A 12,890-nucleotide genomic window follows, 5' to 3' on the forward strand; every position below is an offset into this window, starting at 1 on the left:
AAGAGCAGTATAACACCAACCAGGTACGTACCTTTATATCTGGCGACCTGATTTATAACGCCCTCGCCTGGTATTCGCAGTACCCGGCGAAAGCTAACCTCACCAACTATCAAGGAGTTGATTATGGCTGTTTCGCATTCTACCCCAGACAGCGACCAATCCGGAACCGAGCGTTCGGTAATTGTGGGATACCGCCCGAATGTTTTCGACAAATCCACACCCAAAATTATTCTTTCCGGCAAGTGGCTACGCGAAGCGGGGTTTGATACCGGGCAACAGATTACCGTAAAAGTGATGAATGGCTGTATCGTCCTGATGGTCTATGGCGAGCAGGAGCAACGGTTGCAGGATGAGCTGAAAGAGGCCAATCAGAAGTTAAATAGAATTGAGAGCACGCTGGCGACTCTTCAGTGAATTACGAGTCAACATATAAGTGGCGCTTACATGTTAACCTGGTGCCGGATGGCACTTGCGCTTATCCGGCCTACTTTCACAATACCCTTTGTCTGACCACCCACCTCATAGTGACCCCCAGAAAGATATCGACTATAATGAACGAATCGAACGATTCATGCGAAATGGTGGCAATATGCATACTCTTACGGCAAATGAAGCCAAAACCCAGTTTGGCGATATGCTACTTAAAGCGCAGCGAGAACCTGTGCAAATTAATCGTAACGGTAAACCTGTTGCAGTCGTCGTTTCCATTGAGGACTATGAACAAATGGAAGCCATGAAGCTCCAGTTACTGAAGGCCAAAATTCAGCGTGCTCAAAACGATATTCATTTGGGCAATATTGTTGATGGTGATGCTTTTTTTGATGAGTTGATGGATCAACACAAAGGATAAAAAGTGAGTTACAAACTTACTGGAGAAGCACAGCGCGATATTATTGAAATCCGTGATTACACATCAAGAAATTGGGGCGCTAAACAGTCCAGGGATTATCTTAGAAAATTACGGGGCGTTCTCTCTCAGTTAGCTGAAATGCCAGACATGGGGCATCATCGAATTGATGATTTTGGTGAAGATATTTACAGCTTTCCTTATGTTAGCCATATGATTTACTACAGTGCACAAGACACAAATATTGTTGTACTGGCAGTCTTACACCAAAGCCGAGTACCAACAAAACATCTGGGACAACGTTTGTAGCCCACCACCTTAATGCCGGATGGCGCTTACGCTTATCCGGCCTACGGGCTGCACGCAACAAGTGACAACATTGCGGCTTTTTATTGCAGTTGTTCGGTTTTACCGAACAACTGCAATAAGCATCATATTTCATACGTAATAAAGCCGCCGATCGGTTATTCAGCGGCTTTCTATTACCTGTGATGCATCAGAAGTTATATTTTACGCCGAGCATACCGCGGGTATCGCTGTAGCCTTTATCGCCGACTTGTTGGGCCACGTTACTCCACACATTGAGGCGCGGAGTGATTTGACCTTCAACGCCGACTTTCAGCTCGCCGATATTTTTGGTGCCGCGCATGTCATTGCTCACATCGTCCATCTTCACGCTGGTTGTCTGCGTGTTGTGGATCCAGTTGGCTTCCACAAACGGCTGGAACTCGCGAGATTTACCGTCGTCGATGGCGTTGTGACCGGTGATGTAGGCCTTCACACCCAGACGGGTCATCAGGTTGCCATCAGTGTTGTCCTTCACGCGGGTACCGTTCGCTTCGCGGTGGCTGTCGGCCTGCACGTCCATCCACACCACCTGCGCTTTTGGTTGCAGCCAGTAGCTATTGCGCTCGTTTTCACCCAGCTTGAAGCTATAACCGGCTTCGACCGAAGCGGTTATTCCGCTGGATTTATATTTCTCCGTCGCCTGCTCCTGGCCCATCACTTTGTTATCAAACCAGTTATACAGCGCCCAGGTATCCACGTAGGTGCCGGTCTTGTCGGCGTCATTGGCATACCATGTGCCATACAGCCCCACGCTGTAACCGGTGACCTGACCACGTGAATGGTAGCCGGTCAGGCTGGACTGCGTGCGGTTCTGGCTGTTGGCATAACCTGCCATCGCGCCAAGGTGCCAGCGGTCAAGACCGTCGCTACTCCACTGCGCCAGGTCGCCGCCTAGCTGCATTACATAGCTGTTGCTTTGGGTTTTCAACTGCCCGCTACCGTCTTTGAAGCGGGTATGCGCCCCAACGTTACGCATCCACAGGCTGGTAACTTTCTTCTCGCCTGTCAGCATATCGACGTACTGCGTTTCACCCAGACGATCGTGCAGTCGGGTCATAAACAGCGTGTTTGCCGCATAGTTGTTCGCCAGATAACTGCCTGCTTCCGGACGGTATTGCTGCTCAGTGACAGGAGGCGCAACAGGTTCTTCCGGCTCAGGGATAATCGGGTCTACAGGATCGACCGGGTCTGGATCAATAGGGTCAACCGGGTCCGGATCAACAGGGTCCGGGTCTTCCGGATCCGGCGGAGCAGGAATAAAGCTGGTCAGATACCAGTTACTGCCTTTCTGCACAACGTTATAGTCGTACGCTCCGGCAACAATACGGCCCGCTTTCTCAAAAGTACCGTCAGAATTACCGGCCACTTCGATGATCTCAATACCTTCAATGGTCTGCGCCCCGGTTCCGCCAATGTTATTCACCGCCACAAACGCATTACCCGCAGTGTTGCCGAGCACTTTCAGCTTGTCGGTTTCGGAGGTATCGTCATTCAGGACAGTATTGAAAACCAGTTTGCCGCCGTTCCCGGTAAAATCTTCATTGATGGTAAGCGTCTGCCACGGTTCGCCGTCAGCATGCCCAAAGTTCACCACTGACCCGCCGTTCAGCGTCAGGTCAGTGAGCGTTGAGCTGTTAGTCATGTTCCAGGTCGCGTCGCTCATTTGCAGCGAGATAACGCCCGTCCCGGCAGTGGCGCTGGTGATGTATGACGCCCCGCTCCACAACGAGTTGTCGGTCATGTTGAGCTTAATGGTACTGTTTTGCTGCGGCAGGCTGCTGGTTGCAGCAGTCGCGCCAGCGGCATGAAGATCGCCGTCGATAAGAAAACGCCCGCCAGTAGAACCTTCTACGATGCCGCCCGTTTCGGTGCTGATGGCATAACTTTCGTTGCTGTGATCGCCCGCCATGGTAATGGCGGCACCGCCTGCCAGATTTATCGCCCCGCGTGAAGTCGCATACAGGCCGCGTGGCGCTTTGCTGTATGACGCCGCTTTCGCCGAACTGTTCACGTTGATCGTTGCGTTTTCACCGAGATTCACGGTCGCGTTGGTGGAATAAACCGCATGAGCGCTGACGCCGTTGACCGTAATCGTCGCGTTGTTGCCCAGTTCCGTTTTGGACGATGAGGCGGCATAAATCCCCGTTGAAGAAGCACCCGAAGTCTCAATTGTGGCGTCATTGCCAAGCAGTATCGAGGAACCGTTCTGCCCGGTGCGAAGACCCTCTGAACTGTCACCTGTCGTCACAATGTGTGCCCGGTCGCCGACCACAATTGTATTTTTGGCCTGCGTGGCGTCTTTCATCGCGTTTGCTGTGATACCACGTCCCTGGGAACCGGTGGTTTGAATATACAGATCGTCGCCGACGTAAATGCTGGCCGAGCCCTTCCAACCCTGGCTATAGGAGTTGTAACCTGCGTTAATACCGTCACCATCCTGACCGTCCACATAAATGCTGGTGCGATCCCCGGTGATGATAAAGACCGGGTTATCCGGCGTATTGGCCCCGTGCGTGCGGATACCGTCAACATCTTTACCATTATTGGCGGCATTCTTCGACTGCGTGCGAATCGTCAGGTCGTCCCCAAAAATAACGCCCGGACTACCCGTTGTACTGTTCTGAATAACGGTAACAGAGTGCTCAAAAGCTTCAGCGCCGGGTCCATTAATCGTTAATCCATTGCCATAAACGGGAATCGTGCCCGCACTCCATTGATAAACATAATTCGGCATGGCGCTGGTTTTAGCGAAACTGGCATTTGCCTGCGCTGGAATTATTGCCTGCAATTCCGGGGGCATACTGCTAACCAGTCCGGTGGAGGGTAGACTATCAACGTCAACCCATGCCGCTTGAGCTGAAAATACCATAGAGGTTAATGCGGCTGAAACCGCTATGGCAATACGAGAATAAGATTTGGGATTTGGCATATTAGCCTCCTGCTTTCAGGCGTAGAGCGTCCACCACATCGCAAGGATGTGAAAATAATAAAATTCAAAAATACGTTATAAAATATTCGACAATATTTGATGAATACTATGGCCTAACTTATCTTCAAGCCTGAGCTTGTAGACATATATTTTCTTAATATCGATATTATCTATTTTGGTAATTTGCTGAATACTTTTCCCTGACACAAAACGCTTCAGTAATATCATTTCAGTATAGTTAAGTGAGCGTCCACGTTTGCTGTTAGCGAGATGACCCGTAAAGAGTCGCCTAATTTTCTGATGTTGAACTTCGTCATCATCATCAGAATATATAATCCCTTGTATTTTATTGCTTTTGGACAGCCAGTAGTTGGCTAACGGCGCCAGGTTCCTGTCTGCTATCAACACAATATGCATACCGCTGTAGGCAAGCCGGTCAACCCATTGCGGGTCGGCAAACAGGCGCAGATTCGGGAAAGAAAAGTCCACAAAAATAAACCCACGCGACAAATGGTTTTGATTATTAAGCAGAAGCTTTTCAATAATTCCTTTTTGCAGAAAGCCATTCCCCTCAGGCCAGATCGCAAATGCGGCACGGTGACAGTAACTGGCACGAACCGCAGTATCCGGAAATAATTGACAGGATAATTCACAGCTTATGCAACGAACAGTCTGTGACGGTGATCTCTTCATCAAAAATGACTCCTGTTATTTTTCCATAAATATTTCATTGGTAAATAAATGTGTCAATCCAACACGTAGTACGTTCCTTGTCAGCTAATAACAGTGGCGCTAATAAAATGTAATAAACTCCTGATGCACTAATATGTATGGTCTGTGAGTAATACGATTGCGCTAAGCTTATTTACGCTTTATCTCAGAATAACAACCTATGCATTAGGAATTTTATGCATAAATTTAGATTCCAGGATAAACAGTAAAAAAGCACTATTTGCTAAAAAATAACCTGCGTAAAAGTTACTTACTAATTACGTAATTCTGATAACTCAATCACCCTTGTCATGTTGTGGACAAATATAAAGATAATTCAGATAAAACTGTAATGAATTCTCATTATTTAACCTTAGTTAATTCTCACCTAAGAAATAAGATTGCTAACATATTGTATTTAAAGATGTTTTAATGAATTGATGAAATTCTTATCTTCGTTCATGAACAAAGAGTGAGGCGCATTTTCGATTTGGATGTAAAATTTAAAGGATGCGTTAGCACACGCTGTGATTCGTTTTGGTTACTGAGGGCTGGGCAATTGTACCTTATCAATCAGTTGGTCGAATTTAATCCTGATAGCAAAAGTCTGGTCAATCGTCAGACCGGGCGAGCAATTCAGCTCCAGCTCCCTGCCTCGCTCTGTTTTCTCTATTTAATTACTCACGCAAGTGACATTGTTTCCCAGAACACGTTGATGACAATTGGTTGGGGTGAAAGAAATAATGTGACCACCACCAACACATTTTACCAGGCTATTCTGACGCTACGAAACGCGCTGGCGGACGTGGGGTTGCCTCGTGATACGGTGAAAACTATTTCCCGACGCGGGCTCAGATTAAATGAGAATACGCAAGTAGAGACAATAACGCTTCAACAGAGTGAAGTTTCCCCGCCGCCGGTTATTGAAGAAATCCCCCCCGCAAAGATAATTCCTTCGACACCACAACAAACGACGCAGATACCCTGGTTTGAGGTTTTATTTAGCGCCAGTGTCGTGATTGCCACGTTGATCATCTGGCTGGTGTGGTATCAAACGCGCCCTGTTATGCCGTTTAGTAAATTTGTCCAGACTTCCATGCAGACGCCATCGCGGCAAAATTGCAAAATCTATTACTCACCAAATGAACACGACCAGCAAGGCTATTTCAATCTGATGCAGTTACATCCCTATCTCTGTGAAAACAACAAGCACGTGTTTCTTACCGGTTACAGCAAAGCGGAAAGGATCGTGGCATTTGTCTGTGATAAAGATGCACGGGTGGATGCTAACGCATTTTGTACTACTCATTATTACTGGATGCGCGGGCAATGAAAAAAACACGCCACCTTATAGTGCTCGTGGCCGGGCTGGTTACTGTGCTCGGTTCAGGCGGATGGTTATGGCATTCACGCTATGCCGACAAACCGCTGAATTGCATCGGTAACATGGAATGGAATATTGGCAGCAACCGCTTTACGGGTACGTTATCGTTTCGGATGTACAACAGTGAAGGCCTGGCCACTATTACCGGCAAACTGTACGGGCGTAATACCTCAGACATTAGCAGGAACATCTATTTTAACTACACCCAAAAGCGCGATGCCCGAGTGCTACAGGCGATGCAGGTCGTCAAAACCTTCGCTGACACCGCTGATGAAGCGGATATTAACGACACATTACCTGGATTTTACCGCCAAAGCGGACGAAGCCTGAGCCTGGTCATGGAGGAGTATAAAGGTGCATGGATTTTTGCCAGCTCCAATGTGCCCTCGCTGTATTGCCGCAAAAGGTAGCGTCATATCCGGAAACAAAAAGTACGGCCCCTCAATGAAATTCACATTTTTCATCATTGACTTACGCGACATGGGTCACTGAATCCACACATAACCCATTGCTATTCTTCATCGCGAATCAGGAAACATCCTGAATATCATAATATCCATTGCGTAATAATTAAGCGAAATGGGAGTTATATTTTGCCCAGAAGACTTCAACCTACGGATGGATATTTGGAGAAGACGTGGGCAGGGGCGTTTATCTCTCTCGCGAGCAATGTCTGAGCGTTCAGGCGTTATCGCATTTCAGGAAACGGTGTGTTTCCGGTGTATTTTTGGCGTACATATGAGGGATACGTAATGTTTACTTTTAAAAAGTGCCTGATTGCACTTTCTATAAATTTGGCCGTTGTTTCATCAGGTTTTGCTTGTACGACCCTGCTGGTCGGCAACGAAGCATCAGCGGACGGCTCCATGCTGGTCGTCCGTAGCGCAGACAGCGATGCCCTGAAAGCACAGCATTTTGTCATTCATCCGGCAAAGCAAAATCAGACCGGGGTATACAGCACCAAAGCACATAATGGTGCGAATGATTTTACCTGGCCACTGCCGAAAAACTCTCTGCGTTATACCACTGTCCCAAACTGGAAAACCCAACTGCACGGCGCGACCGGATTTAACGAGCTGGGTGTCGGCGTGAGCGGTACAGAATCCATTTTTGCCTCACCGAAAGCACTGGCCGCCGACCCGTACGTTGAGGATAAAGGGATCACCGAAGACGATATCCCGGATATTCTGCTGTCACAAAGTAAAACCGCACGTGAAGCTGTGGCGCTGTTGGGCCATATCGTTGAGACCGTCGGCGCAGGCGAAGGTTTTGGCGTTGCCGTCGTCGACGATAACGAGATCTGGTACCTAGAAACCGGTAGCGGCCACCAGTGGATGGCGCAGCGTCTGCCGAATAACCAGTATTTTGCCACCGGTAATCAGGGCCGCTTACAGGATTACGATCCTAAAAGTCCGGACATGATGGCGTCAAAAAACCTGATTCAATTTGCGACTGAAAAAGGACTGTACGATCCGGCGAAAGACGGTAAATTCAACTTCTCCAAAGCCTATACCCGTGATGACGAGCGTGACCGCACGTATAACGACCCTCGTGTATGGACCATCCAGAAAGAATTCAATCCTTCCGTAAATCAGGATATGACCAAAGGGCGCGAATTCCCGGTCTTCATGACGCCAGAGAAGAAAATGACGCTGGACGATGTGAAGGCCGTGTTGCGTAGTCACTATGAAGGGACCAGCCATGACCCGTACACCAACGGTCTGAACGGCAAAGAGCCATGGCGTCCGGTCAGCGTTTTCCGTACCTATGAAGCGCACGTCATGCAGGTCCGTCCGTGGTTGCCAAAAGAGATTGGTGAAACGACCTACATTGGCCTGGGCATGGCTGACCTCACCGCCTTCGTTCCGTACTACAGCGGCCTGAAAGCGTATCCGGCTAACTACACGATGGGTACCGATAAAGCGGACGATCAGTCTATCTACTGGAAATATCGTAAATTACAAACGCTGACGATGACCGATTATCCGAAGCTCGCACCAATCGTCAAAAAAGCCTACAAAGCGTGGGAAGACAAAGTGGCGAAGGAGCAAAAAGAGGTCGAAGCAGAGTATCTGAAGATGGCGAAAACCGATAAACCCGCCGCGGATAAGATGCTGAATGACTTCAACCTGCGCATCATGGCCGACGCCGAGAAGCTGACGGAAGATCTGACTAATCAGCTCTTTACCATCCGCACTAAAGACATTCAGTCTGATATTTTCTTTGCGAATGCAACGAAAAAAGACTGAGTAACGACGCGATAGTATTCTGGCGTAAAGCGCTTATTAGCTTTGCGCCAGCATTTCACACCGTGCCTTCACCGCCTCGTGCAGAAGGCGTACCGCGGTTGAAAGCTGCTTCCGATGCGGGCAAATCATATTCAGCGGGACTTTCTCTCCCTGATAATCCGGCATCAGCAGTTGTAATCGACCGTCACGCACATCCTCGCTGACATCCAGCCACGACTTGTACGCCACACCTTCTCCGGCAATCGCCAGGCGCCGGATCACTTCCGCATCGTCACTCATAATGGTGCCGTTAACCTGCACACTGCTGACCTCGCCGTTGCGCGTAAACGTCCAGCGATCGTGCAGGCGGCCGCGTAATACGAAAGTCATGGCGTTGAGCTGTGTTAAATCATCCAGTTTTTGCGGCGCGCCGTTTTGCTTAACCCATTCCGGTGATGCCACCAGCACGCGTCGGTTACCCGGTGCAACCGGCAGCGCAATGTAGGACGCGTCTTCGGTGTTGCCATAGCGAAACGCAACATCGACGGGGTCTTTAAAGACATCCGTTACCTGGTCGGAGAAAAAAATCCGCAGGCGCAGCGCGGGATAGCGGCGTCGAAACGACTGAAAGACCGGTAGCAGCAGGTTACGACCGAGATCGGAAGGCACGGCGATTTGCAGCGTGCCTGACACTTCATCTTCCGGGGTCTGAATTTTTTGCAGCCCGGCATGCATTACATCCAGCATCTGGCGGGCATAGGGTAACCAGACTTCACCTTCTGGCGTCAGGCGCAGGCTGCGCGTGGAGCGAGCGAACAAGCGGATAGCCAACGTAGACTCCAGGCGCTTGATAGCTGAACTGACCTGAGCAGGCTGAACGCCGACTTCGCGCGCAGCATCACTAAAACTATTCAGCGCCGCGGCGCGGACAAATAACGTGAGATCTTCAAGCCGGAACATTTTCACTCCCCGAGTATAAGTCCTGTCGCCATAGGGCTATTTTTCCCGTTCTGTTACCGGTTTACCATCAAATTATATCAACAGATATACCCTAAATAATTCGAGTTGCATGAAGGCAGCAAGAGAGTGAATCTCCAGGAGCATAGCAAACTATGTGACTGGGGTGAGCGAACGTAGCAAACGCACATGCGGCTTGAAGTATGACGGGTATAAACTGATTCCTGTGACCGGAGATAATATGAAAGCCATCGCCATTACCCGCGCCGCGACCGACGGCAATAACATTGAATTTTTACAAGAGATTGACCTGCCCATGCCAGTTGCTACCGGGCACGATCTGCTGGTTGAAGTGAAAGCCATTTCCGTCAACCCCGTTGATACCAAGGTCCGCGAAGGTTTTAACGCTGATGTGCCGCGTGTGCTGGGCTGGGACGCCGTTGGCGTGGTGAAGTCCGTGGGCGAAGCCGTCACCCTGTTCGCACCCGGTGATGAAGTCTGGTACGCCGGAGCGCTCGGCCGCGCTGGCAGTAACAGTGAATTTCAGTTGGTTGATGAACGTATTACCGCGCTGAAGCCAAAAACACTGGATAATGCTTCTGCTGCGGCGCTGCCACTGACAGCTATCACCGCCTGGGAAATGCTGTTCGACCGTCTGGGCGTTGAGGAAAATGGCAATGAAGATGATGTATTATTGATTGTTGGCGCGGCTGGCGGCGTCGGTTCTATTCTGACACAACTGGCCAGTAAGATGACCAAAATGACCGTCATCGGTACCGCATCACGTCCGCAGAGCCAGAAATGGGTACGTGAAGCGGGCGCTCATCATGTGATTGATCACAGCAAGCCGTTGACGGAAGAGCTGGCACGGATAGGCATTAAAGAGGTGACGCACGTTGCCAGCCTGAACAATACCGAGCAGCACTATTCGCAAATTATTGCCGCACTGGCGCCGCAGGGCAAACTGGCGCTGATTGACGATCCTCAATCTCTCGATGCGCGCCCGCTGAAGGCCAAAAGCATTTCGCTGCACTGGGAGTTTATGTTTACCCGTTCGATGTTTACCACCCACGACATCATTGCGCAGCATCAGTTACTGACCCGCGTGGCGCAGCTGATCGACGACAGCACCCTCCGTACCACGCTGGGCGAACATTTTGGCGCGATTACCGCGGCAAATCTGCAAAAAGCCCACACGCAAATTGAAACCGGTCGCTCGGTCGGCAAGATTGTGCTGGAGGGGTTTTAACATGTCTGATTCTGACGTGATTTCAATTATTGCGGTACTGAAAGCCAAACCGGGGAAAATCGACGCACTGAAACAGGCGCTACAAGCTCTGCTGCTGCCCACGCGCCGGGAGCCGGGCAATATTGAATATGCCCTGTTCCAGTTACGCGACACGCCGGATGTGTTCTACGTGCGCGAATCCTGGCGCGGTCAGGCCGGTCTGGATGAGCATATCGCTCTGCCACATTTCCAGGCGTTCATTCTACAAATGAACGATCTGCTAGCCGAACCGCTACGGCTGGATTATCTGACGCCGATTGAGCCTTAATGTCTCGACGCGCCCCCGCAGCTATGCGGGGGATTTACATCAGCCATTGCGTCCGGCCATAACACCGCCATCCACATCCCAGATGGCGCCAGTTACCCATTGCGCTTTGTCTGACAACAGGAAGGCGACGGATTCAGCCACATCACGCGGCGTACCAACCCGACCAATCGGATGGAAGCTGTCAAAGCTACTCATCACACCTTGTACGTCTTCTTTCGGGATAAATCCTTCGTAGATAGGTGTATGCACGACTGCTGGCGAAACGGCATTGACGCGGATCCCATTCGCCCCCAGCTCGATGGCCAGATTTTTAGTTAATGCATGCAGGCCCGCTTTTGCCATTGAGTACGCTGAAGAAGGTGTTGCGCCAATTGCTTGTTGCGCCCACATCGAACCAATATTCACGATGGCACCCTGGATGTTAGCCGCCACCATATTACGCACGACATCGCGGGTGATAAAAAACGTCGCGCGGTTGAGGCTCATGTACAGTTCATAATCTTCAACTTCATGATCAGTGAAAGGTTTTGGGAAGAAAACCCCAGCTGCATTTACTAACAGGTTGATGTCTTTGTGCTCAGCATTCACCGTTGCCATCACCTGCTTAACGCCCACTTCTGACATCAGATCCGCCACAATGACAGAGACGTCACCCAGCTCCGCCAACGCCTGATGGGCCCGTTCCGCTTTCTCGGCACGATTGCCAACCAGCACCACTCGACCACCACCCTGGAGGATCAGTTTTGCGGTTTCAAATCCGATACCACTGGTACCGCCCACCACTAACAGTTTTTTGCCGACAAATAATGTGTTCATCGCTAGCCTCGTTTCAAGTATTCGTTAATGCGCTAACAATGCCACTCCCCTGAGGCGCTGACGAATGAGAAGAAATAGCGAACCGAGAAAGAAAATCTATCTCGATCGCATATACTGAAGATATTCACAAAACGGGAAATGACCTGATGCGCTCGCTTAATCGGCTTAAATGGTTACACGCTTTTGAGGCCACAGCCCGCCACGGCAGTTTTACTGGTGCGGCGCAGGAACTGGGGGTCACTCCGGCTGCCGTTGGGCAACTGGTTCGTGCGCTGGAAGACTGGGTTGGCCACCCGCTGCTGCATCGAACCCGTTCAGGTAAAGAGCGTCTCACGCTGGTCAGCGAAGCACAGGACGCGTTGCGCGAGATAACCCAGGGACTGGATAGTCTGGAATCCGGGCTGAACAAGTTACGCGGTCGGCAAGCACGCTCGGTGGTGATTATCACGGCCTCTCAGGTACTGGTGATGAACTGGCTGATGAGCCGCCTCAATCGCTTCTCACAAGCGCATGAAAACATTGAATTACGCCTGAACGTGACGGAAAAGCTGATGGATGTTGCTCATGGCGAAGCGGATCTGGGCGTACGTTGCGGTAAAGGCGACTGGCCTGGGGTAAATAAAACCTGGCTGATGGATGAAGAAGCGGTTCTGGTTTGTAGCCCACGTATTGTGCCAGTAGATAAAATATCCTGTGGAGAATGGTTGGCCGCACAGAAGCTTATCCATGATGACACTCCCCACCCCGGCGCCAATTTCCCGGGCTGGAATGATGTCCTGACCGCCACCCAGGCACCTGCCGTTCGCGACAGTGGATTGCACATCAACTCTACCTCTGCAGTGATTCTGGCGGCGCTCAGCGGTCAAGGTGTCGCCATTGTGCGTAGGGCATTGGTGCAGCAGTTACTGACAGACGGACAACTGGTTCAGCTTCATCCCAACACCCGCTGGCCTCTGGCGTGGTCTTACTACATTGTTACGCCACAGCACGCGGTAATGCGTCCGGAGGTAAAAGTCTTTAATGACTGGCTGATTGCGGATGTGCTGGCAGAAATCGCAACCATCTCTGCTATGATGCCTGCACACAAATAAAACAAAACAACATGCCGAGGGAA

13 protein-coding genes are annotated in these 12,890 nt (G+C 50.3%); 9 read left to right on the forward strand and 4 right to left on the reverse strand.

The genetic code is table 11. The features are described from left to right. Positions 1–123 precede the first annotated feature (123 nt). The 3 genes from OGY67_RS23145 to OGY67_RS23155 all read left to right on the forward strand — a co-directional run bounded on the left by OGY67_RS23145 (position 124) and on the right by OGY67_RS23155 (position 1,156). On the forward strand, positions 124–414 hold the full coding sequence (locus OGY67_RS23145) for a SymE family type I addiction module toxin (RefSeq protein ID WP_286574583.1): 291 nt from the start codon (positions 124–126) through the stop codon (positions 412–414). 175 nt (positions 415–589) lie between these two features. Further along, entirely contained in the window at positions 590–850 is a 261-nt protein-coding gene (locus tag OGY67_RS23150) for a type II toxin-antitoxin system Phd/YefM family antitoxin (RefSeq protein WP_008786497.1), read from the forward strand. A 3-nt stretch (positions 851–853) separates the two neighbouring features. Beyond that, on the forward strand, positions 854–1,156 hold the full coding sequence (locus OGY67_RS23155) for a type II toxin-antitoxin system RelE/ParE family toxin (RefSeq protein WP_191226641.1): 303 nt from the start codon (positions 854–856) through the stop codon (positions 1,154–1,156). Positions 1,157–1,343: 187 nt separating this feature from the next. Here OGY67_RS23155 and misL read toward each other — a convergent pair whose 3' ends face one another. Together misL and OGY67_RS23165 are read right to left on the reverse strand one after the other, a co-directional pair. Then, entirely contained in the window at positions 1,344–4,124 is a 2,781-nt protein-coding gene (gene misL, locus OGY67_RS23160; RefSeq protein WP_286574587.1) for an intestinal colonization autotransporter adhesin MisL, read from the reverse strand. Between the two features lie 75 nt (positions 4,125–4,199). Continuing rightward, positions 4,200–4,817 (reverse strand): helix-turn-helix transcriptional regulator, encoded by a 618-nt coding sequence (locus OGY67_RS23165; protein WP_032945410.1) that lies wholly within the window; start codon positions 4,815–4,817, stop codon positions 4,200–4,202. Between the two features lie 577 nt (positions 4,818–5,394). On the opposite strand from OGY67_RS23165, the gene OGY67_RS23170 reads away from it, so the two are divergent. The 3 genes from OGY67_RS23170 (at position 5,395) to OGY67_RS23180 (ending at position 8,468) form a co-directional block, all read left to right on the forward strand. Next, positions 5,395–6,168, forward strand: coding sequence for a winged helix-turn-helix domain-containing protein (locus OGY67_RS23170; RefSeq protein WP_286574632.1), 774 nt, complete (start codon positions 5,395–5,397; stop codon positions 6,166–6,168). Then, on the forward strand, positions 6,165–6,629 hold the full coding sequence (locus tag OGY67_RS23175; protein WP_003827183.1) for a YqeJ family protein: 465 nt from the start codon (positions 6,165–6,167) through the stop codon (positions 6,627–6,629). Before OGY67_RS23170 ends, OGY67_RS23175 begins: the two co-directional genes overlap by 4 nt. Positions 6,630–6,971: 342 nt before the next feature. Then, on the forward strand, positions 6,972–8,468 hold the full coding sequence (locus OGY67_RS23180) for a C69 family dipeptidase (RefSeq protein ID WP_234692477.1): 1,497 nt from the start codon (positions 6,972–6,974) through the stop codon (positions 8,466–8,468). A 36-nt stretch (positions 8,469–8,504) separates the two neighbouring features. Here OGY67_RS23180 and OGY67_RS23185 read toward each other — a convergent pair whose 3' ends face one another. Beyond that, entirely contained in the window at positions 8,505–9,407 is a 903-nt protein-coding gene (locus tag OGY67_RS23185) for a LysR family transcriptional regulator (RefSeq protein ID WP_071444558.1), read from the reverse strand. A 238-nt stretch (positions 9,408–9,645) separates the two neighbouring features. Here OGY67_RS23185 and OGY67_RS23190 point away from each other — a divergent pair, with 238 nt between their 5' ends. Then, entirely contained in the window at positions 9,646–10,653 is a 1,008-nt protein-coding gene (locus tag OGY67_RS23190; protein WP_286574589.1) for a zinc-binding alcohol dehydrogenase family protein, read from the forward strand. 16 nt (positions 10,654–10,669) lie between these two features. Further along, entirely contained in the window at positions 10,670–10,960 is a 291-nt protein-coding gene (locus OGY67_RS23195; RefSeq protein WP_162623446.1) for a putative quinol monooxygenase, read from the forward strand. A 39-nt stretch (positions 10,961–10,999) separates the two neighbouring features. On the opposite strand, the gene OGY67_RS23200 is transcribed toward OGY67_RS23195, so the two are convergent. Further along, positions 11,000–11,776 carry an SDR family NAD(P)-dependent oxidoreductase gene (locus tag OGY67_RS23200; protein ID WP_186412842.1) on the reverse strand — a complete coding sequence of 259 codons (777 nt, stop codon included), beginning with the start codon at positions 11,774–11,776 and terminating at the stop codon, positions 11,000–11,002. 146 nt (positions 11,777–11,922) lie between these two features. Here OGY67_RS23200 and OGY67_RS23205 point away from each other — a divergent pair, with 146 nt between their 5' ends. After that, complete coding sequence (locus OGY67_RS23205; RefSeq protein ID WP_286574592.1) at positions 11,923–12,867, forward strand: LysR substrate-binding domain-containing protein; 945 nt, start codon at positions 11,923–11,925, stop codon at positions 12,865–12,867. Positions 12,868–12,890 lie beyond the last annotated feature (23 nt).

The sequence above is a fragment of the Citrobacter sp. Cpo015 genome, from assembly GCF_030333035.1.
Classification (GTDB): Bacteria; Pseudomonadota; Gammaproteobacteria; order Enterobacterales; family Enterobacteriaceae; genus Citrobacter; species Citrobacter portucalensis.

Coding starts and splice junctions, on each gene's coding strand:
- OGY67_RS23165 (WP_032945410.1), bottom strand. CDS start 4,817: ATGAAGAGATCACCGTCACAGACTGTTCGTTGCATAAGCTGTGAATTA.
- misL (WP_286574587.1), bottom strand. CDS start 4,124: ATGCCAAATCCCAAATCTTATTCTCGTATTGCCATAGCGGTTTCAGCC.
- OGY67_RS23205 (WP_286574592.1), top strand. CDS start 11,923: ATGCGCTCGCTTAATCGGCTTAAATGGTTACACGCTTTTGAGGCCACA.
- OGY67_RS23185 (WP_071444558.1), bottom strand. CDS start 9,407: ATGTTCCGGCTTGAAGATCTCACGTTATTTGTCCGCGCCGCGGCGCTG.
- OGY67_RS23180 (WP_234692477.1), top strand. CDS start 6,972: ATGTTTACTTTTAAAAAGTGCCTGATTGCACTTTCTATAAATTTGGCC.
- OGY67_RS23145 (WP_286574583.1), top strand. CDS start 124: ATGGCTGTTTCGCATTCTACCCCAGACAGCGACCAATCCGGAACCGAG.
- OGY67_RS23200 (WP_186412842.1), bottom strand. CDS start 11,776: ATGAACACATTATTTGTCGGCAAAAAACTGTTAGTGGTGGGCGGTACC.
- OGY67_RS23175 (WP_003827183.1), top strand. CDS start 6,165: ATGAAAAAAACACGCCACCTTATAGTGCTCGTGGCCGGGCTGGTTACT.
- OGY67_RS23190 (WP_286574589.1), top strand. CDS start 9,646: ATGAAAGCCATCGCCATTACCCGCGCCGCGACCGACGGCAATAACATT.
- OGY67_RS23150 (WP_008786497.1), top strand. CDS start 590: ATGCATACTCTTACGGCAAATGAAGCCAAAACCCAGTTTGGCGATATG.